This window comes from Streptomyces akebiae (assembly GCF_019599145.1).
Lineage (GTDB): Bacteria > Actinomycetota > Actinomycetes > Streptomycetales > Streptomycetaceae > Streptomyces > Streptomyces akebiae.
In genome coordinates, this window is record NZ_CP080647.1 from 6,541,133 (window position 1) to 6,565,254 (window position 24,122).

At 71.0% G+C, this 24,122-nt stretch carries 26 protein-coding genes; 10 read left to right on the forward strand and 16 right to left on the reverse strand.

What is annotated here, in order from left to right; genetic code table 11:
- Window positions 1–275 precede the first annotated feature (275 nt).
- The 3 genes from aroA to K1J60_RS28230 all read left to right on the forward strand — a co-directional run bounded on the left by aroA (window position 276) and on the right by K1J60_RS28230 (window position 2,921).
- Window positions 276–1,511, forward strand: a complete 1,236-nt coding sequence (gene aroA, locus K1J60_RS28220) for a 3-phosphoshikimate 1-carboxyvinyltransferase (RefSeq protein ID WP_220648643.1) — start codon at window positions 276–278, stop codon at window positions 1,509–1,511.
- A complete protein-coding gene (locus tag K1J60_RS28225) occupies window positions 1,508–2,248 on the forward strand; it encodes a Type 1 glutamine amidotransferase-like domain-containing protein (RefSeq protein ID WP_220648644.1) in 741 nt (246 codons plus the stop codon). Before aroA ends, K1J60_RS28225 begins: the two co-directional genes overlap by 4 nt.
- Before the next feature lie 67 nt (window positions 2,249–2,315).
- Complete coding sequence (locus K1J60_RS28230) at window positions 2,316–2,921, forward strand: sugar O-acetyltransferase (protein ID WP_220648645.1); 606 nt, start codon at window positions 2,316–2,318, stop codon at window positions 2,919–2,921.
- Between the two features lie 21 nt (window positions 2,922–2,942).
- On the opposite strand, the gene K1J60_RS28235 is transcribed toward K1J60_RS28230, so the two are convergent.
- From K1J60_RS28235 to K1J60_RS28270, 8 genes are all read right to left on the reverse strand, one after another.
- Window positions 2,943–3,884: an MHYT domain-containing protein gene (locus tag K1J60_RS28235; RefSeq protein ID WP_220648646.1), complete on the reverse strand. Its 942-nt coding sequence runs from the start codon at window positions 3,882–3,884 to the stop codon at window positions 2,943–2,945.
- Between the two features lie 232 nt (window positions 3,885–4,116).
- Entirely contained in the window at window positions 4,117–4,923 is an 807-nt protein-coding gene (locus K1J60_RS28240; RefSeq protein WP_220648647.1) for a sugar phosphate isomerase/epimerase family protein, read from the reverse strand.
- A 191-nt stretch (window positions 4,924–5,114) separates the two neighbouring features.
- Window positions 5,115–6,641, reverse strand: coding sequence for an FAD-dependent oxidoreductase (locus K1J60_RS28245; RefSeq protein ID WP_220648648.1), 1,527 nt, complete (start codon window positions 6,639–6,641; stop codon window positions 5,115–5,117).
- Window positions 6,642–6,656: 15 nt separating this feature from the next.
- Entirely contained in the window at window positions 6,657–6,941 is a 285-nt protein-coding gene (locus K1J60_RS28250) for a CDGSH iron-sulfur domain-containing protein (RefSeq protein ID WP_259407955.1), read from the reverse strand.
- 124 nt (window positions 6,942–7,065) lie between these two features.
- Complete coding sequence (locus tag K1J60_RS28255; RefSeq protein WP_220648649.1) at window positions 7,066–8,061, reverse strand: iron-containing redox enzyme family protein; 996 nt, start codon at window positions 8,059–8,061, stop codon at window positions 7,066–7,068.
- A 169-nt stretch (window positions 8,062–8,230) separates the two neighbouring features.
- Window positions 8,231–8,443, reverse strand: a complete 213-nt coding sequence (locus K1J60_RS28260) for a CsbD family protein (protein ID WP_220648650.1) — start codon at window positions 8,441–8,443, stop codon at window positions 8,231–8,233.
- Window positions 8,444–8,539: 96 nt separating this feature from the next.
- Window positions 8,540–9,232 carry a hypothetical protein gene (locus tag K1J60_RS28265; protein ID WP_220648651.1) on the reverse strand — a complete coding sequence of 231 codons (693 nt, stop codon included), beginning with the start codon at window positions 9,230–9,232 and terminating at the stop codon, window positions 8,540–8,542.
- A gap of 186 nt (window positions 9,233–9,418) precedes the next feature.
- On the reverse strand, window positions 9,419–10,462 hold the full coding sequence (locus K1J60_RS28270; RefSeq protein WP_220648652.1) for a LacI family DNA-binding transcriptional regulator: 1,044 nt from the start codon (window positions 10,460–10,462) through the stop codon (window positions 9,419–9,421).
- A 237-nt stretch (window positions 10,463–10,699) separates the two neighbouring features.
- Here K1J60_RS28270 and K1J60_RS28275 point away from each other — a divergent pair, with 237 nt between their 5' ends.
- The 3 genes from K1J60_RS28275 to K1J60_RS28285 are packed head-to-tail and all read left to right on the forward strand — an operon-like array spanning window position 10,700 to window position 13,850.
- Window positions 10,700–11,857 (forward strand): Gfo/Idh/MocA family protein, encoded by a 1,158-nt coding sequence (locus K1J60_RS28275; RefSeq protein WP_220648653.1) that lies wholly within the window; start codon window positions 10,700–10,702, stop codon window positions 11,855–11,857.
- The gene (locus K1J60_RS28280; RefSeq protein ID WP_220648654.1) at window positions 11,854–13,014 is read left to right on the forward strand and encodes a dihydrodipicolinate synthase family protein; all 1,161 of its coding nucleotides are present in this window, start codon (window positions 11,854–11,856) and stop codon (window positions 13,012–13,014) included. Before K1J60_RS28275 ends, K1J60_RS28280 begins: the two co-directional genes overlap by 4 nt.
- Before the next feature lie 38 nt (window positions 13,015–13,052).
- The gene (locus K1J60_RS28285) at window positions 13,053–13,850 is read left to right on the forward strand and encodes a sugar phosphate isomerase/epimerase family protein (protein ID WP_220651739.1); all 798 of its coding nucleotides are present in this window, start codon (window positions 13,053–13,055) and stop codon (window positions 13,848–13,850) included.
- A gap of 47 nt (window positions 13,851–13,897) precedes the next feature.
- Here K1J60_RS28285 and K1J60_RS28290 read toward each other — a convergent pair whose 3' ends face one another.
- The 5 genes from K1J60_RS28290 to K1J60_RS28310 form a co-directional block, all read right to left on the reverse strand.
- Entirely contained in the window at window positions 13,898–14,293 is a 396-nt protein-coding gene (locus K1J60_RS28290; RefSeq protein WP_220648655.1) for a DNA-binding protein, read from the reverse strand.
- Window positions 14,290–14,565: a hypothetical protein gene (locus tag K1J60_RS28295; RefSeq protein WP_220648656.1), complete on the reverse strand. Its 276-nt coding sequence runs from the start codon at window positions 14,563–14,565 to the stop codon at window positions 14,290–14,292. Before K1J60_RS28295 ends, K1J60_RS28290 begins: the two co-directional genes overlap by 4 nt.
- A 62-nt stretch (window positions 14,566–14,627) precedes the next feature.
- A complete protein-coding gene (locus K1J60_RS28300; protein WP_220648657.1) occupies window positions 14,628–14,993 on the reverse strand; it encodes a hypothetical protein in 366 nt (121 codons plus the stop codon).
- A gap of 35 nt (window positions 14,994–15,028) precedes the next feature.
- Entirely contained in the window at window positions 15,029–15,409 is a 381-nt protein-coding gene (locus tag K1J60_RS28305; RefSeq protein WP_220648658.1) for a hypothetical protein, read from the reverse strand.
- A gap of 174 nt (window positions 15,410–15,583) precedes the next feature.
- A complete protein-coding gene (locus K1J60_RS28310) occupies window positions 15,584–16,069 on the reverse strand; it encodes an RICIN domain-containing protein (protein ID WP_220648659.1) in 486 nt (161 codons plus the stop codon).
- Window positions 16,070–16,428: 359 nt separating this feature from the next.
- Between K1J60_RS28310 and K1J60_RS28315 the strand changes: the two genes are divergently transcribed.
- The gene (locus tag K1J60_RS28315) at window positions 16,429–17,553 is read left to right on the forward strand and encodes a S1 family peptidase (RefSeq protein WP_220648660.1); all 1,125 of its coding nucleotides are present in this window, start codon (window positions 16,429–16,431) and stop codon (window positions 17,551–17,553) included.
- A 170-nt stretch (window positions 17,554–17,723) separates the two neighbouring features.
- Here the strand turns inward: K1J60_RS28315 and K1J60_RS28320 are convergent, their stop codons facing one another.
- Window positions 17,724–18,737: a helix-turn-helix domain-containing protein gene (locus K1J60_RS28320; RefSeq protein ID WP_220648661.1), complete on the reverse strand. Its 1,014-nt coding sequence runs from the start codon at window positions 18,735–18,737 to the stop codon at window positions 17,724–17,726.
- 114 nt (window positions 18,738–18,851) lie between these two features.
- Here K1J60_RS28320 and K1J60_RS28325 point away from each other — a divergent pair, with 114 nt between their 5' ends.
- The 3 genes from K1J60_RS28325 (at window position 18,852) to K1J60_RS28335 (ending at window position 23,038) form a co-directional block, all read left to right on the forward strand.
- Window positions 18,852–19,571: a DUF6333 family protein gene (locus K1J60_RS28325; RefSeq protein ID WP_259407956.1), complete on the forward strand. Its 720-nt coding sequence runs from the start codon at window positions 18,852–18,854 to the stop codon at window positions 19,569–19,571.
- 122 nt (window positions 19,572–19,693) lie between these two features.
- Entirely contained in the window at window positions 19,694–20,263 is a 570-nt protein-coding gene (locus K1J60_RS28330) for a dienelactone hydrolase family protein (protein WP_220648663.1), read from the forward strand.
- A gap of 291 nt (window positions 20,264–20,554) precedes the next feature.
- Window positions 20,555–23,038 (forward strand): hypothetical protein, encoded by a 2,484-nt coding sequence (locus K1J60_RS28335; protein ID WP_220648664.1) that lies wholly within the window; start codon window positions 20,555–20,557, stop codon window positions 23,036–23,038.
- Here K1J60_RS28335 and K1J60_RS28340 read toward each other — a convergent pair.
- Window positions 23,013–23,198, reverse strand: coding sequence for a DUF397 domain-containing protein (locus K1J60_RS28340; protein ID WP_220648665.1), 186 nt, complete (start codon window positions 23,196–23,198; stop codon window positions 23,013–23,015). The two genes, K1J60_RS28335 and K1J60_RS28340, sit on opposite strands and share 26 nt — an antisense overlap.
- Window positions 23,195–24,055: a helix-turn-helix domain-containing protein gene (locus tag K1J60_RS28345; protein ID WP_220648666.1), complete on the reverse strand. Its 861-nt coding sequence runs from the start codon at window positions 24,053–24,055 to the stop codon at window positions 23,195–23,197. Before K1J60_RS28345 ends, K1J60_RS28340 begins: the two co-directional genes overlap by 4 nt.
- Window positions 24,056–24,122 lie beyond the last annotated feature (67 nt).

Genomic DNA, 24,122 nt, shown 5'->3' on the forward strand with positions numbered 1-24,122 from the left:
GCGGGTGCGGCTGAGTGGGGGCTGGTCGCGCAGTTCCCCGCGCCCCTGAAAAGCAGGGGCTGCGCCCCGTGCTTTTCGGGCCCGCAGGGCCGTGGTCGTTCAGGCCCGCAGGGCCTGGGCTTTCAGGGGCGCGGGGAACTGCGCGAGAAGCCCCACCGGGCCCGCGGCCGCCGACGCACCAGCACCCCCCGAGCTCCCAGGCGCCCCCACCCCACCCCGGTCCACTCCCCGGACACATCCACACCCACCCCACCCCACGGTTCACCATGACCCGCATGCCCCCCGTCGACATCCCCGGTTCCAAGTCCCTCACCGCCCGCGCCCTCTTCCTCGCGGCGGCCGCCGACGGCGTCACCACCCTCGTACGCCCCCTCAGGTCCGACGACACGGAGGGCTTCGCGGAGGGCCTGGTCCGCCTCGGTTACCGCGTCGGCCGCACCCCGGACGCCTGGCAGGTCGACGGCCGCCCGCAGGGCCCCCCGCTCCCGGAGGCGGACGTGTACTGCAGGGACGGCGCCACCACCGCCCGCTTCCTGCCGACCCTCGCCGCCGCCGGCCACGGCACCTACCGTTTCGACGCCTCCGCCCAGATGCGCCGCCGCCCCCTGCTGCCGCTCACCCGCGCCCTGCACGACCTCGGCGTGGACCTGCGGCACGAGGAGGCGGAGGGCCACCACCCGCTCACGGTCACCGCGAACGGCGTCGACGGCGGCGAGGTGGTGCTGGACGCCGGCCAGTCCTCCCAGTACCTGACCGCGTTGCTCCTGCTCGGCCCGCTCACCCGCACCGGCCTCCGCGTCACCGTCACCGACCTGGTCTCCGTGCCGTACGTGGAGATCACGATCGCGATGATGCGGGCGTTCGGCGTGGAGGTCGGCCGGGAGGGGGACACGTACGTCGTCCCGCCGGGCGGGTACCGGGCGACCACCTACCCGATCGAACCCGACGCCTCCACCGCCAGTTACTTCTTCGCGGCCGCCGCCCTCACCGGCGGCGAGGTGACCGTGCCGGGTCTCGGTGCGGGCGCGCTCCAGGGCGACCTGGGCTTCGTCGAGGTGCTGCGGCGGATGGGCGCGCGGGTGGAGGTGGGCGACGACCGTACGACGGTGACCGGCACCGGCCGACTCGACGGTGTCACCGTCAATATGCGGGACATCTCCGACACCATGCCGACCCTCGCCGCGATCGCCCCCTTCGCCTCGGGGCCGGTGCGGATCGAGGACGTGGCCAACACCCGGGTGAAGGAGTGCGACCGCCTGGAGGCCTGCGCGGAGAACCTCCGCCGCCTGGGCGTGGACGTGACGACCGGCGCCGACTGGATCGAGATCCGCCCCGGCACCCCCCGGGGCACGGAGATCAGGACCCACGGGGACCACCGCGTCGTCATGTCCTTCGCCGTGACCGGGCTGCGCACCCCCGGCATCACCTTCGACGACCCGGGGTGCGTACGCAAGACGTTCCCGGCCTTCCATGAGGCGTTCGAGGCGCTCCCGCTACCCTCCGGAGCATGACCGCCTCGGAGCCCACCATCGTCGCGACCTCGGGCGGCCACCGCATCGGTGACCGCACCCGGGTGACCTTCCATTCGCTCGTGCACCACGCCGTGGAGCTGTCGGGGGTGAACGGGCGGCGGCCGAAGGTCATGTACGTCGGTACGGCGATCGGCGACTCCGAGCACATGACCGCGCGCATGAGCGAGGCCGCGCGGGTCGCGGGCTTCGATCTGACCCCGCTCGCGCTCTTCCCGATGCCCAACATCGAGGACATCGAGTCGGCCGTCCTCGCACAGGACGTCGTCTGGGTCATGGGCGGCTCGGTCGCCAACCTGCTGGCCGTCTGGCGCCTCCACGGCCTCGACCGGATACTCCGCCGCGCCTGGCGGTCCGGCGTCGTCCTGAGCGGTGTCAGCGCGGGCTCCATCTGCTGGTTCCGGGGCGGGACCACGGACTCCTTCGGTCCCCGACTCCGCCCGGTGACGGACGCGTTGGCGTACCTCCCGTACGGCAACGGCGTCCACTACGACAGCGACGCGGGCCGCCGCCCCCTCGTCCACAGCCTCGTCGCCGACGGCACGCTCCCGGAGACCCACTGCACGGACGACGGCGTCGGGCTCGTCTACCGGGGCACGCGCCTGGTGGAGGCGGTCGCCGAACTCCCGGACAAGGGGGCGTACATAGTCCGGCGCGAGGGCGACGCGGCCGTGGAGGAACGAGTGACCCCCCGCCTCCTGCCCGAGCCGCGTCACTAGCAGCACTACGCGTCACCGGCTGCACTTCGCGTCACTGGCCGTACTACGAGGAAGGGAGACTCCCGCGGTGTCGGGTTCTCGTGAGGAAGACGTTCTGGCCCGGATCGCCGAGGGGCTCGTCTACACCGAGTCCGAAGCGGCCTTTCTGGCGCCCCGGCGGCGTACGGATCAGATCTTCGAGTACAACCGAACTCCACCGGGCGAGACGGAGAGGCGTCGCGCGCTGCTCGTCGAGATCTTCGCGTCGATCGGTCGACGCACGGTGCTGCTGCCGCCGTTCCACGCGGGCTTCGGCAGCAACGTCCACATCGGTGACGACTTCTTCGGGAACGTGAACCTGACGTTCGTCGACGACGTGGACATCCACATAGGCAACGATGTCATGATCGCTCCCAGCGTGACGCTGACGACGACGGGGCACCCGGTGCACCCCTCGCGCCGAACGGACTTCGGGCGGTTCTCCGAGCCGATCGTGATCGAGGACAAGGTGTGGATCGGCAGCAACGCGGTGGTCCTGCCCGGCGTCCGGATCGGCTACGGCTCGGTCATCGGCGCCGGCAGCGTCGTCAGTCGCGACATTCCGCCGATGACCGTCGCGCTCGGCACTCCCTGCCGGGTGGTGCGCGCCATCACGGACGAGGACCTCACCACCCGCACCGCTCCCGGGTGTTAGGGCTCGGCCGGCCGGCCCGCCTCACCACTCCTGGACGCGCCGCCCCGCGCCCTGCGGCTGCTCCCGGGGGCGGCGGGGCCGGGGTTCGAAGAGGGACGCGGGGGAGGAGTCGTCGGGGTGCTGGAGCGGCACGTCGGGGCGGTCGGCTCCCCAGGGCCGGCGGGGTTCCGGCCGCTCCCGCTCCCGCTCCTGGTCCCGCTGCCGGCCGGCCGTGCGGTCCCATTCGCCCTCGCCCAGGACGAGCATCGGGTCGAACATCACGACGACGCCCGCGAGGAGCAGGAAGATGACCGGGCCGATCAGCATGGGCAGGAGGATCGTCGTGGGTGATTCGCCGGTGATCGGGCCGCCGGTCGTGCCGTGGAGGTGCACCCCCACCGCGGCCATCCCGGTGTAGTGCATGCCGGACACGGCGACCCCCATCACCAGGCTGGCCCCGAGACTGGTCAGGAAGCCCCGGATCGACACGGCCGCCCAGAGCGCGGCGGTCGCGGCGACGATGGCGATGCCGACGGAGAGGGCGACGACGAAGATGTCGTACTGGATGTAGCCGTTCAACTGGATGGCGGCCATGCCCAGATAGTGCATGGCGGCCACCCCGAGGCCCGTGACGGATCCCGCCGTGCAGAGGGTGGACGTGCTGACACCGCGGTAGCCCACGGCGAAGACCCCGATGCCGACGACGGTGATGGCGACGGCGAGGCTGAGCACCGTCAGCCCGACGTCGTAGTGGAGGGGACTCTCCTTCACCCGGAAGCCGACCATCGCGATGAAGTGCATCGTCCAGATGCCGCAGCCGATGCTCGCGGCCCCCAGGGCCAGCCAACCGGGCTTCCAGGACCGCTCGTTGTAGACCGACCTGACCACGCAGCGCAGTCCTAACGCGGCGCCCAGGCAGGCCATGACATAGGCGGCCACCGGCGTGACCGCACCGTAGCTGAAACCGTCGACCGTGCCTTGCATATGCCAAATCCCCCCGATACATGGCCAGTTGCGCATGGCTGGTTGAGGGAGGCAAGTCTGCTGCAAGCGCGTACCGCAGCGCTCCGTTTTCCAAGAGTTACTGTCGGTATCTGCTCAGGGGGTGATCGGCTTTGGGTGACTCGATACTGATTCGTGGTCAAAGTCCATGACACACAAGGCCTGAGCTTGATCTCTCAAGCTCAGGCCATTGTTTTACTGCGAGTGGTCGCTGTTACGCCGCGTCGTTGAGGAGCCGCCCGAGGTGCTCCCGTCCCGCCGCCAGCAGCTCCGGAAGCGGCGCGGCCTTCTCGTACCACCGCTTCTCGTACTCCCAGCACAGCCACCCGTCCCAGTCCCTGCGGGAGAGGAGTTCGACGCACTCGCCGAGCGGGAGGACGCCTGCGCCGAGCGCGAGCGGGGTGGTGTCCTCGGCGGAGGCGATGTCCTTGACCTGGACGTAGCCGAGGAAGGGGGAGAGGGCGGCGTAGGACTCGGCGGGCTGTTCGCCGCCGAGCCAGGTGTGCATCACGTCCCAGAGCGCGCCGACGCTGCCGTGGCCGACCGGACCGAGCACCCGGATCGCGTCGGCGCCGGTGCGGTGCGAGTCGTGCGTCTCCAGCAGGACGCGTACGCCCCGGTCGGCCGCGTCCTCCGCCGCCGTGCCCAGCCGCCGGGCCGCGATCGCGTCGGCCTCCTCCGTGCTCTGGCCGCCGGCCAGGTCGGCGCCGGGGAAGACCCGGACGAAGGGGGCGCCCAGGTCCCGGGCCAGGTCGAGGAGGGCGCGGATCTCGTCCAGCACGGGACCGTCCTCGCCCGGCGCGGCGACCCGCGCGTACCCGGCGACCCCCAGGATCTCCACGCCGGCCCCCTTGAACTCGGCCGCGACCTCGGCCCGTTCGTCGGCCCCGATGCCCGGATGCACCGGCTCCTCGGGGTGGGCGCGCAGTTCGACGCCGTGGTAGCCGTGCGTCGCGGCGAGTCGTACGACGTCGGCGATGGGGAGACCGGGGACACCGAGGGTGGAGAACGCGAGTTTCATGTCTTCGGACCGTACACGTTGGCCGGGCCGGTGTGGGACCCCGCGGGGGCTGGCCGCGCGGTCGAGCCCGGGGCCCGCCCCGCTCCCACAGCTGCCACAGCTGCCACAGTTCCGACCGCCGGTCCCGGCCGGTCAGGTCCACAGGCGCCCGCCTCCCCGGAGTTCCCCGCCTCCCCGGAGTCCCCGTCACCTCAGATGTCCCGCCGCTCCAGCGGCTTCGTCGCCGGGCCCTGGACGATGCGGCCCTCGGTGTCGAAGCGGGAGCCGTGGCAGGGGCACTCCCAGGTGCGTTCGGCGCGGTTGAAGCCGACCAGGCAGCCCATGTGGGTGCAGCGGGCGGAGACGGCGTGGAGCGAGCCGGCCTCGTCGCGATGGACCGCGCACGGATGGCCGCCGAGCCGGACGACCGCGCCGTCCCCGGGGGCGATGGCCTCCACGGAGCCGCCCCCGGCCGCGCCGATCCGGTCGCCGACGAAGTGCCGGGCCACCTGCGCCTGGTGCTTGAGGAAACTCGGCGCCTCCCGCATCGCGCTGAGCACCCGGCGCGGGTCGTACAGATCGCTCCACGGCGACTTGTGCCCGGTGATCTGCTCGGCCAGCAGCCGCCCGGCCATGATGCCGCCGCTCATGCCCCAGCCGCCGAACCCGGTCGCCACCCAGGTGTGCCGACTGCCCGCGTGGAAGGGCCCGACGAGGGGGACGGAGTCGGTGGAGTCGTTGTCCTGGGTGGCCCAGCGATGGCTGAAATCGAGAGGGCCGAAGCGTTCGGTGGCCCAGTCCGCCAGCAGCCCGAACCGTTCGTCGACCTCGGCGGTGCCCGGGGTGAAGTGCTCCCCGGTGACGATCAGCAGCCGCCGCCCCTCGTCGTACGGGGCGGTGCGCACCGAACGGGTCCGCTGCTCCTGCGTGATGTACATGCCGTGCGGGTCGGCCTCGGCCGGGATCGGCGCGGCGAGGACGAGTTCGCGGCGCGCGGACAGCCGGGTGAAGAGCAGCGCCCGGTCGAACACGGGGTAGTGCGTGGCGACCACGACGTCCCCGGCGGTCACCGTGGACCCCGCGTCGGTCGTCAGCCGGCACGGCGCCCCCTCCTTGAGCCGCACCACCCGCGTCCCCTCGTGCACCGCCGCGCCCATCCGCACCAGATCGCCGACCAGGGCGAGCAGATACCTACGGGGGTGGAACTGCGCCTGCTCCGCCACGCGCACCGCCCCCGCGACCGGGAACGGCAGCCCCGTCTCCGTCACGAACTCGGCGGGCAGCCCGGCCTCGCGCGCCGCTTCCGCCTCGGCCCGCAGCTCCGCCACACCGCCCTCGTCCTCGGCGTACGTGAAGGACGCCGCGTCCTCCCAGTCGCAGGCGATCCCCAGCTCCTCCACCACCTCGGCGGCATGCCGGATCGCCTCGGTCTGCGACCGCGCGTACAGCGCGGCGGCCTCGGCGCCCCGGGTCCGCCGCAGCCGGTCGTAGATCAGCGTGTGCAACGCGGTCACCTTGGCGGTCGTGTGCCCGGTGACGCCGGCGGCGACGCGGTCCGCCTCCAGCAGGGCCACCCGCCGCCCCCGCCGCGCCAGCTCCCACGCCGTACTGATCCCCGCGATCCCCGCCCCCACCACCGCCACGTCGACGACCAGCTCCCCGTCCGGTGCCGGGTACACGCCCTCCTGCGGCGCGCTCTCGATCCAGTACGACTTCTGCTCCGGCTGCTTCTGCTGCATGACTCGGGGGTCCCTTCAGGCGGACGGCGGCTGGGTGCGGCGGGGTTCCTCGGCCGGGGCCGTGGCGGGGGTGCCGGGCCCGGTGGTGGGCCTGCGGTCACCGGAGGCGGCCCGGCGCCGGTGGCTGGTGTCGCACCACGGGGGGATGCGGCTGCGGCGGCAGGTGCACAGGGCCACGCAGAAGCGGTCCGACGACACGGTCGTACCGTCCTCCAAGGTGACCTCGACCGGTCCCTCGACCAGCAGGGGGCCGGGGCGTTGCAGTGCGACGCGGCGGCGTTCGGCAGGAACGTTCGGCACGGATGATCACCCGCTCTTCCCTCTCGTCGACGACCTTTCGGACCGGCGTGCCACCCCTCCTCGGGCTCCTCCGCGGATCCTCGGGCTCCTCGTCGGATCCTCGGGCTCCTCCGCGGACTCGTCCTCAGACCGGCGTGCGGAGCGACGACCGACCCGCTCGCCACGCGCCGAGGAGGCGGTCGGCGAGGGCGTCCTCCAGGTGGTTGGTGGCGTCGACACCGAAGGCGACGTCGGCGTCCAGCTGTGGCTCCTCCTCCAGCAGCCCGGCGACGACCTCCCGTCGTACGACCTGCTCGTGCACGGCGTCGGCCTCGACGTGCTCGTCGTAGAAGTGCTCGGCGGCCGGGCCGGCCCCGGTCCGCCGCATGGCGCGGGCGAGCCGGCGGGAGCCGGGGGAGGAGGTGATCTCGACCGTCGCGAAGTGCCCGACCAGGGCGCCGCGCAGGGACCGGTGCAGGCCGAAGAGGGACATCAGGTTCACCAGGGCGATCGCCTCGGCACCGGCGGCGTCCACGTACCGGCCGTACGCCGGGTCGAGCCCCATATCGGTCATGAGGTCGGCGAAGAGACGCGCGTGCACCCGTTCGGCGCGCCCCCCGCCGAACTCGTCGAACTCGACGGCGGCCATCCCCGCCTTGGCCCGCCCCCACAGGCGGGGCAGCACCCAGGCGTGCGGGTCGGCCTCCTTCAGGTGGTAGAGGGAACGCTGTGCCGCGTACTCGCGCACCTGCCACAGCTCGCCCTCCTCCTGGAGGAAGTCGCCGACTCCGCCCCCGTCGCCGTCCGGCGGCTCCACGAGCAGTTCGTCCAACGCCTCCCGGGCACTCACGTGCCGGGTCGCCCGGTCGCGCAGGCTTTCGAGGAACGGCCACTCCATGGCCGCCCGGCAGCGCAGCAGCTCGGGATCCCATTCGAGGTCGGCGTCGACGTCGGCGAAGCCCCGGTAGTGCAGTTCGTAGCAGAGGTAGAGGGCGAGCTGGAGATCGTCGCCGAAGGGGTCCGCCCCGGCGATCTCCCGGCTCCGGGGCGGCGGCCCCGCCCCCCGCAGAAACCGCGTGACGGCATCGGAAAGCGTCCCCCTGCTCTCCGGCAACACCGGCCCTGCCACCTGGGTCTCCATGCGCGCCGAGTACCCGTGAACCACGAGCTACTCACCGCCCGACAAGCGAAGGGGGCTCCCCGCACAGGGGAGCCCCCTTCCACTCCGCTACGTGGAGACGACGGGCGGCGGACCGCCGGGCACCGCCCAGCGGCGGACCCCGGTCGTCAGCCGCGCTCGTGCGTCGGCGTCACATGCCGGTGCGTCGCGCCGACCGCTGCGGCTCGCGTGTGGTGCGCTCCTGCGTGCGGTCCTGCACCTTGCCCTTCATCTTCTTGGCCTCGCCGCGCGCCTGCTGCATCTTGCCCTCGGCCTGCTGGCTGCGATCGCCGGTGACCTTCCCGGTCATCTCCTTGGCCTTGCCCTTGATCTTGTCCATGTTGCCCTTGTCCTTGGCAGCCATGGTTTCCTCCTTGGTGGGGGGTGACTTTCACGCCCAACGTACGGCGGACCGGTAACCCTCGCGCGTCGAAGCATCACGCTCCGTGAAAGCCCGTGCTCAGCCGAACGAGATCCGCTCGATCTCCCTCAGCCGGGCGGCACCGATACGGCCGTCCTCCAGGGACAGGAGCCAGGGCAGCAGCTCCGGCGTGGCGTGCACCTCGCCGTAGAAGCCGAGGCCGAGCTCGGCGAGCCCGTCCTCGACGAGCCAACGGTCGAGCGCGTCGCCGAGGTGCAGGTCCGCCGCCTCGGTGCGGGTCTCGGCCCAGACGGCGAGCCACGGCGCGAGGGTTCCCGTCGAGGCGGAGAGCGTCTCCAGCACGTCGGTGACGTGTCCGACGCTCGGACGGGTGTGGAGGACCGCCCGCCACCAGGTGTGCCAGACCTCCTCCAGCGCCCTCCTCTCCGCCACGGGCCAGTCGCGCCACCGGGCGGCGAGCAGCCGGGAGGCGACCAGGCCGTGGTCGAGTCCGTCGGCGACGAGGAGGCGGACGATACGGGGCGTCAACCGGCGGTACAGGCCAGGGAAGTCGTCCCAGTGGTCGGGCCCCTTGTGGGCGACGGAGTACATCAGCTCGCCCGGCACCTCGCCCACGGGACCGGCCAGGACTTCGAGTTCGGCCTCGGTGTAGCAGTGGGTGCAACCGCCCACGGGGGCCGAGGACTCGGCGAGCGGGCCGAAGGTCGCGTCCAGGGCGTCGAGCGCGTCCTGGAGCCGCTGGTGCGGGAGGTCGGTCGGGAGGTGGGTCATGACGTACCTGACGGGACTCCGTCCGGCCGCGCCGGAGAAGAGAGCGACGCTACCAGGGCCGTGCCACCACCGAACACCCCTGGCCGCCGAGCCCCGCCTCCTCCTCGACCTCCACCCGGAAATCCGAACCCCGACCCCCGAGTCACACCGAAGAACCCTCAGACCTCAGACCTCAGACCTCAGACCTCACGCCTCCCGAGGCACCCCACTCGACCCCCGCACCATCAACTCCCCCCGCACGGTGGCGATCCCGCCCGGCGGCGGCTCCTCGCGCCCCATGGCGATCCGGCCGGCCCGGGCCCCCGCGTCCGACAGCGGCAACCGCACCGTCGTCAGCGCCGGCACCGCGTCGATGCTGAAGGGCAGGTCGTCGAACCCGGCCACGGACACGTCGTCCGGGATGCGCAGCCCGGAGTCCCGGAGCGCCGCGCAAGCCCCCAGCGCCACCGTGTCGTTGGCGGCGACCACGGCCGTCAGCGAGGGATCCCGGCGCAACAGCTCCAGCGTCGCCTCGTACCCGGAGAGCCGGTCGTAGCGGCCGTACACGGTCCATCGGGGATCGTCCTCGATCCCGGCCGCCGCCAACGCCGCCCGGTGCCCCTCCAGCCGGTGGCGGGTCGTCGTCCGCTCCTCCGGCCCGGCGATGTACCCGAGGCGCCGGTGGCCCAGCCCGATCAGATGCTCGGTCAGCAGCTGACCGCCGCCCCGGTTGTCGAACGTGATCGCGATGGCCTCCGGCGTGGGCGGTCTCCCGCACAGCACCACACGCGTCCCGGCCTCCGCCAGCTTCCGCAGCTTGTTGCCGACGGCGGCCAGGTGTGCCGGGTCCTCGATGGCCCCACCGGTCAGCACCACGGCGGCGGCCCGCTGCCGCTGCAGCAGCGTGAGGTACGTCAGCTCGCGCTCCGGGGAGCCGCCCGTGTTGCACACCACGCCCAGCCGCTCCCCGCCCGCGCGCCCGCCCGGCCCGCCGATCTCGGACTGGATGGCCGCGGCCATGATCCCGAAGAAGGGGTCGGCGATGTCGTTCACCAGGATGCCGACCAGGTCGGAGGTGGCGGCGGCGAGCGCGCTCGCGGGACCGTTGAGGACGTAGTCCAGCTCGTCGACGGCCTTCAGTACCCGCTCGCGCGTGGACGCCGCCACCGGATAGTTCCCGTTGAGCACCCGGGAGACGGTCGCCGGCGACACCTGCGCACGGGCCGCCACGTCCGCCAGGGTCACAGTCATCGTTTTCTCGTCCTCCGGGTGCGCGTCTCGTTCGGGCTGTCGGGGAACCATACGACCGCGATCGCCGTTCGCCCCCTCGAACAACTCGACCCCCTCGCGGTCTTGTCCAGACCGCTGCTCAGAGGCTAGCTTCTCATTGGATAGAAAGCGCTTGCTGTGACGCTCACCCTTTCGTCGGGCGTACGCGGCGCCCGACGCGTACGCACAAACGAACGCACACCAACGAAAGGACCGGCCGTGACACGCAAAACCGTACGGATCGCCATGAACGGCGTGACGGGACGCATGGGCTACCGCCAGCACCTCGTCCGCTCGATCCTCGCCATCCGCGAGCAGGGCGGTCTCGACCTCGGTGACGGCACCGTGCTGTGGCCGGAGCCGATCCTCGTCGGCCGCCGCGAGCACGCGCTCAAGGCGCTCGCCGAACAGCACGGTCTGGACCCGGCGAACGTCTCCACCGACGTCGACGCGGTCCTCGCGGACCCGACCGTCGAGATCTACTTCGACGCCCAGGTCACCTCGGCCCGCGAAGAGGCGATCAAGAAGGCGATCGCGGCGGGCAAGCACATCTACACCGAGAAGCCGACCGCCACCGGTCTCGACGGCGCCCTGGAGCTGGCCCGGCTCGCGAACGCCGCCGGCATCAAGCACGGCGTCGTCCAGGACAAGCTGTTCCTCCCGGGTCTGCTGAAGCTCAAGCGCCTCATCGACGGCGGCTTCTTCGGCCGCATCCTCTCCATCCGGGGCGAGTTCGGCTACTGGGTCTTCGAGGGCGACTGGCAGGAGGCCCAGCGCCCCTCCTGGAACTACCGCGCGGAGGACGGCGGCGGCATCGTCGTCGACATGTTCCCGCACTGGGAGTACGTCCTGCACGAGCTGTTCGGCCGCGTGAAGTCCGTCCAGGCGCTCACCGCCACGCACATCCCGCAGCGCTGGGACGAGCAGGACAAGCCCTACGACGCCACGGCCGACGACGCCGCGTACGGCATCTTCGAGCTGGACGGCGGGGCGATCGCCCAGATCAACTCCTCCTGGGCCGTCCGCGTCAACCGCGACGAGCTGGTGGAGTTCCAGGTCGACGGCACCGAGGGCTCGGCCGTCGCGGGCCTGCGCAACTGCCGGGTCCAGCACCGCTCCGCCACCCCCAAGCCGGTGTGGAACCCCGACATCCCCGCCACCTACTCCTTCCGCGACCAGTGGCAGGAGGTGCCCGACAACGCCGAGTTCGACAACGGCTTCAAGGCGCAGTGGGAGCTGTTCTTCAAGCACGTCTACGCCGACGCGCCCTACCACTGGGACCTGCTGGCCGGCGCCCGTGGCGTCCAGCTCGCCGAACTGGGCCTGAAGTCCTCCGCCGAGGGCGTCCGTCTCGACGTACCGGAGATCCAGCTGTGACGATCCGACTCCCCGACGGAAACGGCGGGTTCAAGGCCTACACGCCCCGTACCGAACCCCTGGCGGTGTCCCCGGGCACCCCCCTCACCTCCCGTACGGTCTTCTCGGCGGCGCACGTAGTGGCGGACCCCTTCGCCGATGTCTCCCCGGACTCCCCGGCCGCCGTCGACTGGGACGCCACCCTCGCCTTCCGCCGTCACCTGTGGTCGCACGGCCTGGGTGTCGCGGAGGCGATGGACACCGCGCAGCGCGGCATGGGCCTCGACTGGGCGGGCGCGGCGGAGCTGATCCGCCGCAGCGCCGCCGAGGCGAAGGCGGTCGGCGGCCGGATCGCCTGCGGCGTGGGCACCGACCAGCTCACCGCCCCGGCGACGGCCTCCCTGGCGGAGATCCGCAAGGCGTACGAGGAGCAGCTGGCACTCGTCGAGGAGTCGGGCGCCCAGGCGATCCTGATGGCCTCGCGCGCGCTGGCCGCCGCGGCGCGCGGTCCCGAGGACTACCTGGAGGTCTACGGCCACCTGCTCCGGCAGGCCGCCGAGCCGGTCGTCCTGCACTGGCTCGGCCCCATGTTCGACCCGGCGCTGGAGGGCTACTGGGGCTCGTCGGACCTCGACACGGCCACGGAGACCTTCCTCGCGGTGATCGCGGCGCACCCCGACAAGGTCGACGGCATCAAGGTCTCGCTGCTGGACGCGCAGCGCGAGATCGACATCCGCCGCCGGCTCCCGCAGGGCGTCCGCTGCTACACGGGCGACGACTTCAACTACCCCGAGCTGATCGCGGGCGACGAGAAGGGCTTCAGCCACGCGCTGCTCGGCATCTTCGACCCGCTGGGCCCGCTGGCGGCGGAGGCGGTGCGGGTCCTGGACACGGGTGACGTGAAGGGCTTCCGGGAGCTGCTGGACCCGACGGTCGAGCTGTCCCGTCACCTCTTCCAGACCCCCACCCGCTTCTACAAGACGGGTGTCGTCTTCCTGGCGTGGCTGGCCGGCCACCAGTCGCACTTCACGATGGTCGGCGGCCTCCAGTCGGCCCGCTCCCTCCCGCACTTCGCCCGCGCCTACGAACTGGCCGACGGCCTGGGCCTGTTCCCGGACCCGGCGCTGGCGGAGACCCGGATGAAGAACCTGCTCTCCCTGTACGGAGTGACCCAGTGAGCGCCATCGGAGATCTGTCCCGCTTCTCCATCAACCAGATGACGGTCAAGCAGCTGTCGATGCCCGAACTGGTCGCCGGTTGCGTGGAGTTGGGCATCACGGGCGTCGGTCTGTGGCGCGAGCCGGTGGCGGCGCACGGCCTGGACGCCACCGCCAAGCTGGTCCGCGACGCGGGCCTCGCGGTCACGACCCTCTGCCGGGGCGGGTTCTTCACGGCCATCGACCCGACCGAGCGGGCGGCGGCCCTGGCCGACAACCGCAAGGCGATCGACGAGGCGGCGACGCTCGGCACGGACACACTGGTCCTGGTCTCGGGCGGCCTCCCGGCGGGTTCGAAGGACCTGTACGGAGCGCGGGAGCGCATCGCGGACGCCCTGGCGGAGCTGGGCCCGTACGCGGCGTCGAACGGCGTCCGTCTGGCCATCGAACCCCTCCACCCCATGTTCGCCTCGGACCGCTGCGTGGTGTCGACGCTGTCGCAGGCCCTGGACATCGCGGAGCGCTTCCCGGCGGAGCAGGTGGGCGTGACCGTGGACACCTACCACATCTGGTGGGACGACACGGCCCCGGCGGCGATCGCCCGCGCGGGCGCCTCGGGCCGCATCCACACCTTCCAGCTCGCCGACTGGATCACCCCGCTGCCCCAGGGCGTCCTGACCGGCCGGGGCCAGATCGGCGACGGCGCGATCGACATGCGCGAGTGGAAGTCCTACGTCGAGGCGGCCGGCTACACAGGCCCCATCGAGGTCGAACTCTTCAACGACGACCTGTGGGCGGGCGACGGCCGCGAACTGCTCGCGCAGACGGCACGGCGGTTCGTGGAGCACGCGGCGTGACGCCCGGGCGGCGGGCCGGGGGAGTGACGCCCGGCCCGCCGCCCGGGTCAGACCTGCCGGACCTCGACCTGCTTGCCGCAGAGCGGCTTGAGATCGTCGAGGTCGGAGGTCAGGACGGTCACAGGGGGCTGTGCCGCGCGGGCGGTGGCGGCGACGATCGCGTCCAGGGCGTACTTGTGTCCGCCGGTCCTGCCGCTGTCCTTCATTCGTGCGAGAGCCTCTTTGGCGGTGTCCTTGGTGACCGGCTCCACCACGAGCCGGGAGACGGCCCAGGCCAGGCGGGCGGTGTGTGCGCCTTGTGGGTCGGCTTCGACGATGGTCGCCGCGCTGGTGACCACCCGGACGTCCCGCTTACGGGCGGCGGCGAGCCGTGCGGTCATCGTCCGGTCGGCTCGCAAATACAGGGACAGGGCCTCACTGTCGAGAACCCAGGTGCCGCTCACGCCACCGCCCGGTCGTCCTGGCCTCCGCCGAACATCTCGCGCTCGGCAGCGTTGATCTCCTCCTGGGTGAGGGGGCCGTGCATCTCCTCGTTCGCGGCGATGAGTTCGTCGAGCTGGTCCCGCTCGATCTGCCGCTGGATCGCGGCCTCCACGTAGGCGGAGATGCCGCGCTTGCCGACGCGGGAGCGGAGGGCGGCGATGGTGCCCTCGTGCACGGAGACCGAGACGGACCTGGTCGGGCCCTCGCCGGGCCCGTAGATGTGGTCACTCACACACCCAATCTAGCAAAACTTCTATGAGAGCTTCCGTCGCGGAGGCGGGAGGGCGCGGCGGCTCACCGCAGAGGGATCACGACGGCCATGCTCACCGCGAGGCCGAGGATGAAAAACGCGTAGTGCCTGGCCTTCAGCTTCTCGACGGGGCGGCCCAGACGGACCAGCTCCTCCTGGCGCTTGAACCATCCGATGAAGCTGACGCGCATGAGGGTGAAGTAGATCGCGACGGCGATGAACACCAGCAGGGCCATGCGGGACTCCCCGTTCTCGTCCTCGGGCAGCGCCCGCAGGGCCGCGTAGGCGGCCACGGCCAGGACTAGCAGCACCGCCTCCCACTTGCCCCTGCGCGTACTGGGAAACAGGGACGCGAACACCACCGCGAGGGCGACGACGGCCACGGCGGCGGTGATCCACAGAGTGCCCAAGGTGTGCGTCTCCTATCGATCTCTGACCCGATCTCTCACAGAAAGCGGGCCATGAGTGCCACGACCGCGGTGAAGGTGAGGAAGAAGACCACTTTCTGCCTGGTGGTCAGTCTCTCCCACGGTTGGCCCGAACGCGCCCGCTCCTGCTGGCGCTTGATGTGACCGGCGAAGACGACCCGCATGAGCGCCAGGCCCAGCGCGGTGGCGGTGAACAGCGGCAGGGCTATGGGGTCCCCGTCGGCCTCCTCGGACGGAGCGCTCAGCCCCACGATGACGGCCACCCCCAGGACGGGCAGGACGGCCTTCCACCAGTCCTTCCTCGCGGGGACCAGCGACGCGATCGCCACGGCCAGGGCGACCCCGGCCACGGCGGCGGCGATCCACCACTCGGTACGGGAGAAATGAGAGGTGAGCATGGGCTCCTCGCTGATGACGATCAAGGCCGTCGCAGGCCGGGACGGACGTTGCGGGGCCAAGGGACCGCGCCGGCCCGACTGGATCACGGCCGTTCCGCCGCCGTCATCAGCCACGCGTCCACGGGCGCGTTGCTGCCGCTGGTCAAACGGCTCTTGACGCGGGAACGCGGCTGATCAGAGCCAACGCTGGTCGTGGTTCAAGCTGCAGGGCCACATGATCACCTCGACTCCGTTGGCGGTGCTGGAGTTGGGGACGGCGAGGCAGTTGTCCTCGTCGTTGGCGTAGCTGCGCAGCCGGTTGATGCTGTCGCGCTTCCAGAGGTGCCACGGGGATTCGGTACAGGTGTACTGAGTGGGCTGGGTGCCGGCGGCAGTGCCGATGAGGCACTCACCGGTGGCCCGGTTGGCGAGCTGGTACCACTCGTCCCGCACGTGACGCAGCTCCCACTGCTGTTCGGTGTCGCCACTGCAGGTCCATTGGATCGGATGGGCGGTGCTGCTGCCACTGCCGTGGGGAATCGCCAGACACTTCCGGGAATGGTCGTTCTTCAGCTCCTCCCACCCCGCGGCCTGAGCCGGAGACGGGGACAGGAGCAGGACGGAACCGAGTGCGAGAACCGCCGCGGCGATTCTTCGCGCTGCCTTCGGAGCACGGGACATGAGCATCTCCTGGATCACTGGATCAAGGGGCGGACGGAGAAAGGACGAGTCCGCTCGGGGTACGAGAATGACCAGAATGCGGGGCGAGGGCCGAAGTTGTCGTTATCGCTGAGTCCTGCGGCTGCTTGTCACTGCGTCCACTCCGGTACCGGCACGGTCTGTTGAGCGGCACGCGGCCTCCCCGGCCCGCGAGGTGTCCGGTCAGGGCACGGCTCATGTGAGCAGGAGTGGACGTAGAGGCAAGACGTCTGTGGACCCTCCACCAACGACATCGCCGTCACTCACGGCGCATGCTGCTTCCGTGCGCGGTGATCCACCCCACCGTGCTCCCTGTCCACGGAACTCATGGAGACGCGCCCATGCGAAGACTGCCGACGACCCCCCGAACGTCGATGACGGTGGCGATCTTCAGCCTGTTCGCGGTGCTGGCCGCGCCGACCGCGCACGCGGCTCCGTCCCCGGACCCGGCCCCGACGGCCGGACCGGCCCGGGTGAGAGCGCTGGTCGCGTCGATAGGTGCCGACCGTACCGGCGGCACCTTCTACGACGGCGACGGGCGGCTCGTCGTAGCCGTCACGGACGAGGCCGCTGCGCGGACCGTCCGTGCCCAGGGCGGTACCGCCGAGGTCGTCGAGCACAGCACCGACGAGCTGAACTCCGTCCGCACCGCCCTCGACCGGCGGATCGCCGACACCGATCCGATCCCCAACACGGCCTGGGGCGTCGACCCGAGCACGAACCAGGTGACCGTGTCGGTCTTCGACGGTGTCTCCGCCGCCGACCGGAAGCGCCTCACCGACCTCGTCGCGGACTACGGCGACAAGGTGCGTGTCGAGGAGCTGCCCGGCGGGATCAAGGAGACCGCCTACGAGTCCCTCGGCGGCATCGGCATCGTGGCGCCGTACGGCCCCACTTACTGCACCCTTGGGTTCAACGTCCGTGACTCCTCGGGGAAGAGGTACTTCGTCACCGCCGGGCACTGCGCGAGCAGCGACGAGGAGGAGTTCTGGCACCGGGAGGCCGGCGGCATCTACTTCGGTGAGCGCACGGAATGGTGGGACTTCGGCGAGGTCGAGAAGGACTACGCCGTCATCGAGTACGTCAACGACGACGTCGCCGCCTACGGGGCGGTCCGGGCGGCCGGCGCCACGTACGAGATCACCGACTCCCGGTACCCCGATGACGGTGAGTCCGTCAAGCGCGCCGGCGCCGTCAGCAGCGACCTGGTGGGCCAGGTGATCAACCCGAGCGTGACCTTCACTTTCCCCAGCGGCAAGGTCATGAAGAACATGATCGAGACCTCGCACTGCGCCAAACCCGGAGACAGCGGCGGTCCCCTGTGGGCGGGAACCGACGCGCTCGGCATAGCCTCCGCGACCAACACTCCGAAGGACGCGTCCTGCAACAGCGCGCAGAGCCAGTACCGGACGTTCTTCCAGCCGGTGCACTGGGTGCTGGCCCGCTACGGGCTGAGCGCGTTCTAGCAGGAGTTGACGGAGAGGGCACGCGGGGCGGCGCTTCGGCGGCCAGGGCTGTATACGTCACGTATACCCTCCGCGTGTCCGATGTCATGATCCGCGTGCCCGCCGCAGTCCGTGACCAGCTCGCCGCCGTGGCCGCGGCCCGGGGGACGAGCCTTCGTGCCCTCATGCCCTCATCCGGTTCGCTGTGGCTCTTTCGGCTCGCCCGCGGAGAATGCCTGTGCGCGGTAGTCCGTCGGCGACACCCCGTACACGCTCCGGAACGCCCGCGTGAAGTCGGACGCGCGGACCAGGCCCCAGCGGGTGGCGATGGTGTGGACGGGTGTGGAGCTGAGGGCGGGGTCCGCCAGGTCGCGGCGGGCGCCTTCGAGGCGCTGGGCGCGGATCCAGGCCGCGACCGTCTCGCCCGGAGTGTCCTCCTGGAAGATCCGGTGCAGATAGCTCAGCGAGATGTGATGCGCCGCCGCTATCACCGGCGGTGTCAGCTCCGGGTCGTGCAGGTTCTGCCGGATGAACGCCCGTACACGCGTCGTCAGCGCCCGCTGCCGCGTCTCCGGTGGCAGCGCGTCCTCCGCCTCCAGCGCCTGGGCGAACCAGGCGGACAGCAGGTCCACCAGGACGGTGCCCAGGCGTGGCGCGTCGGACGGCTGGAGGGCGTCGGCCTGCTGCTCCAGACCGCTGAGGAACCCGGTCAGCAGCGCGCCCACCCCTTCCCTCGCCGCCAGTCGTCGCCCCAGTAACTGCTGGATGCGGGCCGGCGGCAGGGGCAGCAGTGCCTTGGGGAAGTCCAGTCCCACCCCCCAGATCACCTGACGGCCCAGCCCGGCCGGCGCGTGCACCTCGTACGGCCGTGACGAGTCGCTCAGCCACAGGTCGCTCGGGCCGTACGCCTCGGTCCGGCCCACATGTTCGAACCCCAGCCCGCCGCCGAGCACCAGCGACAGGTGGTACATCTCCGGGTCGGACTGCCGCACCAGTTTCTCGGTACGCCGGAACCCGGTCACCAGATGCGCCGTCGGCCACACCATCACCGGACCCAGCTCCATCAGCCGCTGCCGCGCCCAGAAGTCGTCGGCGAACTCGCAGCGCATCTCGCTGGGCGCGATCGCCCGGTGCATCAACTCCCGCCAGTAGTCGAACCGATGCTCCGCGGGCACGTCATCGCTCCGGAACACGGTTCCGATCATGCCGGGTCACCCCTGGGTTCGACGGTCCACTCGGTGAGCTTGTCGGTGCTCATTCACCGCATCCTGGCACAGCACCCCCGAAGCACCCCCGTCACACCCTCTACGGTGGCCCGCATGACCGACGACAGCTTCTGGACCCTCCCGCCCGACCGTGTGGTGCGCGGCTCCATGGGCCACTGCAACCTCACCGTCCTCCTCCCGCCGTTCGACGTGGACGCGGGCACGCTCCCGGCCAACGACCCCGCCCGGGCAGCCGAGTTCGCCGCCTCCTTCGGCACCGTCGACGAGGTCCTGGAGGACCTCGGCCCCCGGCCCGTCCTGGACGTGCCCTACCCGTACGTGCGGACCGACCTGGACGTCGTACAGGCCGCCGTGTGGGGCCACGTCCTCGGCTTCAGCGACCCGGCGCTGGCCGACGCCGGCGACGACAATCCGCTGCTGTCCGAGGCGCGTTCGCTGCGTGAGTGGTACCCGGACGCACGCATCGTCGGCCGTGTCGACTTCCACGGCGGGGCCTCCCACACCGAGGACCTCGTCTGGCTGCCCGACGGAACCATGTTCCACGCAGCGGGCTGGGCCGGGGACGAGCCGTTCGAGGTGACCGGCGATCCGGCCGCCGTCGCCTCCGCCCTCGGCATCCCCGCCGAGAAGCTGGCGGACCTCGGCCTCGACGAGGAGGACCCGGCCGACATCCCCTGGGCCGACCTCGCCGCCTTGGCCCTGGCCGAGTCCGACCCCTGGGGGCGCCGGCAGCTCCACACCACGGCCTTCCGCGTACGGCACACCGAGTTCGCCACGTCGACGATGGAGGAGCTGTACTTCGTCGAAGGCTGACGGGTCGCCCACACGGTGGGCGACCGTGCTCCCGGTGCGGCCGACCGCGGATGTCAGTGGGCCGTCCTAGGGTGGCGGATCATTCGCCACTCACGGGGCAACACGAGGCAAGGGGCCGGGGCATGACAGCGGTCATACTGTTCCATCACTCGCAGGGGCTGACCTCCGGAGTCGTCGCCTTCGCCGACGAACTCCGCGTGGCGGGCCACACCGTCCACACACCCGACCTCTTCGAGGGGCGGACGTTCGGCTCCATCGAGGAGGGCATGGGCTACGTGGGGCAGGTCGGGTTCGGCGAGATCACCGAGCGCGGTGTCCGCGCGGCCGAACCGCTGCCGCGGGACGCCGTGTACGCCGGCTTCTCGCTCGGCGTGGTGCCCGCGCAGAAGCTGGCGCAGACGCGGGCGGGCGCGCGGGGCGCGCTCCTGTTCGATGCCTGCATCCCCGTCTCGGAGTTCGGCGCCGCATGGCCCGACGGTGTGCCGGTGCAGGTGCACGCCAAGGAGTCCGACCCGTTCTTCGTCGAGGACATCGACGCCGCCCGCGACCTCGTCTCCGCTCGCGCCGACGCGGAGCTGTTCCTCTACCCCGGCGACCAGCACCTGTTCGCGGACGCCTCGCTGCCGTCCTATGACGCCGACGCCGCCGCGCTCCTGACCCGCCGGGCGATCGAGTTCCTCGGCTCGCTCTAGGCCCTGTCGTCCATCGGCCGCCGGGTCGTGTGAGAGTCCTGTGAGGCCCCTGTGGTGCCCGGTGCAGCCGCTCGATGGGCGGGGGGAACGCCCCTGACAAGGCGCCCTTCGAGTGGCGGTGTCGTGGGCGACATCAACTACCCACTCTTCGCTCACAATTGATGCTCCGTTGACAACACCACCAACGCCGTTTAACGCCAACAATCCCCTGATGACGCCGACTTACGGCTCTAGGGTGAGCCGCGGCGCGTACACGTCACGGGGGCCTCGCGCGCCACCCACACCCCCTCAGTGCCCCCCACAACGAGGGAAGACGTCATCTTTAATCGAGCTCTCCAGATACCCGGACGGTGGCGGCTCACAGCACGCTTCACGGCCGCCGCGGGTCTGGCCGCCGCCGTCACCCTGACCGGCCTGCCCGGCCTACCCGTCGACGACACCGCCGCCGCCGGACCGGCCGTCTCCGCCAAACTCAAGCCCGGCTACGACAAGCGCCGCTGCGACGTCCGCAACGGCCTGCCGGCCGCCACCAGGACCCCGGCGAACTCCGGGCTCCCCAACAGCCCGCTCGGCAACTTCCACAAGGCCGACAACCTGCCGACGAACTTCGAGTTCGACCTCCCCGGCCAGGCGTACGACGGGCTCACGACCCCCACGCCGGAGGAGGAGGCGAAGGCCCGTTCCCAGGTGCCGGGCGACACGGAGAAGAACTACAAGGCCTGGCGGAAGATCGCCGACGCCTCCGGCAAGCCCGCCGACCGCGCCATGGAGATCTACGCCCGCTGGCTGAACACCGGCAAGAAGAAGCCGTTCAAGCAGTGGTTCGACAAGATCTACATCCGTAACCAGACCAACCTGCGGAAGGGCGCCGGCTTCGAGGCGAAACTCGTACGGGACTACAAGCTCATCGGCCCCGACTGGCTGTGCGAGGTCTACGTCGAGCTCTTCGACGCCGAGGGCAACAAGGTCGGCGAACGCCGCTACGACGCCTACAACCGGCGCACCAAGGAGTTCAACGAGTTCAAGTCGGACTCCAAGCCGAGGGCCGACCAGCTCGCCAAGGACCGGGTCGTCGCCCGCTCGCTGAAGGACCACACCTTCCGCTACACCGGCGCGAAGAAGTTCACCGCCGGCCAGCAGGCGTCGATCGACGACTTCAACCGCGAACTCGAACGCGAGCGCGGCAAGCCCAACCAGGTTCGCGGCAACCAGCGCCTCTACAACCCGGTCGCGCGCACCACCCCCATCCCGGGCTACTCCGACCACCAGCGCTGGTTCGCCCCCGGCTGCCAGACCGGCGGCACACAGACCATGGCCGCCTCCGCCAACAGCTGCGGCACCCGGGGCCCGGCCAACCAGCGCGCCCTCGGCTCCGGCCGCACCCTGGAGGAGGCCAAGCAGATCCAGGCCGAGGCCCGCCGCCTCGACACCCGGGGCACCCTCCCCAGGGGAGGCCCGGGCGGCATCGACTTCACCAGCCTCGAACTGCGGTACGTCGGCGGCCTCGGCAAGGGCAAGGGCATGCAGTACAGCATGCGCGCCGACCAGATGCCCGACCCGGACACCAACCCCGGCTGGGGCGGCGAGGCCAAGATGCAGCTCGCCTCCGACGCGATGTTCACCTGGCTCGCGCTGACGCCGGACAAGTTCTGGGTCAACCTCAACCCGGACGAGCCCGACCGTGTCATGGACTCCAAGTTCGCCTCCACCGACGCCGGTCGCATCCTGCTCGAAGCCGACCTCCGGATGAAGCACGACTTCTACAAGGCCATGGACCCCAAGACCGACCTCGGCAGGCGGTACTGGGCGGCCCTGCCCAAGCAGAACGGCAACCCGTGCATGCCGGGCCTGCGGAACTGGATCGAGCCCAAGCCCGCGCAGGTGCGCGAGCAGGACGGCGGCATCTACATCCTCGACGCCCCGCTGGCCCTGAAGTCGACCGCGCAGGAGACCGTCACCGAGGGTCCGGGCGAGCCGATCTGCGACCCGAACGACGCCGAGATCGCCGCCGCCCAGGCGGTCATCGACTCGATGATCGTCCCCGAGGTCGAGAAGCAGATCAACACGGCCCCGCACTACGCCGACCTGCGCCGCGTCTACACCTCGCGGGTCGCCGCCGAGTACATCCGCCAGCAGGACGCGAAGAACCCGACCGACTTCCGGTCGATCATCAACAGCGACGACGTCGAGGCGTGGCCGCTGCGCGCCCCGAACCAGAACTGGGACAAGGACGAGCTGTTCCGCAAGTACCGGAAGATCTACACCGAGGGCGAGTTCACGTACGACGTGGACACCGCGCAGGGCGTCCGGGTCTACATCGTCGGCGGCGTGGACTTCTCCAAGCAGCCCAAGCGGAACATCACCCGCACACAGTTCAACGTCGAGAACCGGGACCTCGACCACACCACCGTCAACTCCCGGAAGTCCGACGACACGTCGTACCGGGACACCGACACGCTCTATCTCGGCGGCGGCAAGGTGACCGGCTCCGGTGGTGGTGACACCCCCGAGCCGCCGCCGACCCAGGACCCCGACCCGACCCCGACCGACAAGCCCACCGACCCGGGCAAGCCGGACCCGACGCCGTCACAGGACCCGGGCCCCGGCGACACCGGCGACAAGCCGAAGCCCCCGGGCGGAGACCTCGCCGACACCGGCTCGAACACCCCGGTCGGCCTCTTCGCCGCACTCGCGGCAGCACTGGCCGCCGTGGGCGGCGGGCTGGTGTGGTGGATGCGCCGGCGCGGGATCAGCCCCGGGAGGCGTACGGGATGAAGTCGGCCCAGGCCCCGGGGGAGAGGGTGAGCTGAGGGCCGGCCGCGTTCTTCGAATCGCGGACGTGGACGGCAGAGGGGGCGGCGGCTACTTCTACACAGTCGCCGTCCCCGCTGCTGCTGTAGCTGGACTTGAACCAAGCCAGGTCGTCGGCGCTCATAGATCCCCTCGCATCCGCTGCAACAGGCTCACAGAGTCCGGGATGGTGAGAGCCTGTGAACGCATCCTGGCATATCGGCTCTGGAGGACGCTGATCTCTTTCGCGTCGGAAACAAGCAGGCCACCGCGCTGTCCCTCGCAGTAGGCGAACCAGCGGTTTTCCGGGGTTTCGAGCAGTTGGACGGGCCCCGCCAGCCCGGCGTGCGACTCCTGCACCAGGGGCATGATCTGGATTTCGACGTTGCGCAACTGGACGATGTCCAGCAGGTGGTCGAGGAGTTCACGCGTGACCCCTGCGCCGCCCGTGTGCCGGAGGAACAGTTGCTCCTCCAGGATGAAGCTGTACGCCGTATTGGGCCGTTCCCGCAGCAGGCGTTGGCGATCTGCCCGAGCGGCCCAGTGCTCCTCGATCTGGGCGTCGTCCAGCAGCGGCAGCCGATCGCTGAACAGCGCCCTTGCGTATGCCTCCGTCTGCAACAGGCCCGGCACCATCCGGCACTCGTACGTGTACAGGGCGATAGCCGTGGCCTCCAACCGCGCCCACTTCCGGAACCAAGCCGCCAACCCAGGCTGGCGCCCCAGATGCTGAGCCGCCGCAAGCAGCGCACCCGTACCGCCCAGTGCCCGATCCACCCCCTCCACGAACGCCGCGTCCGGCATCCTCCTCCCCAGTTCCACCGACGCCACCATGTGCTTGGAGTAACCGATGACCTCGGCCAACTCCTCCCGGCTCAGCCCCGCGTGTTCCCGCAACGCCTGGACCATCGCCCCGAACGTCCGCAGACTGTCGGACGACTCCGGCTCGCCACCCCCGCCGATCCCGCCCATCCCCACCACGCCGTCGCTGTCGGCCACCATCGGCCACCTCCCGCGCACCCGCCCACCGAACCACACCGTTCAACGCCCATGGTCACGGCACGTCACC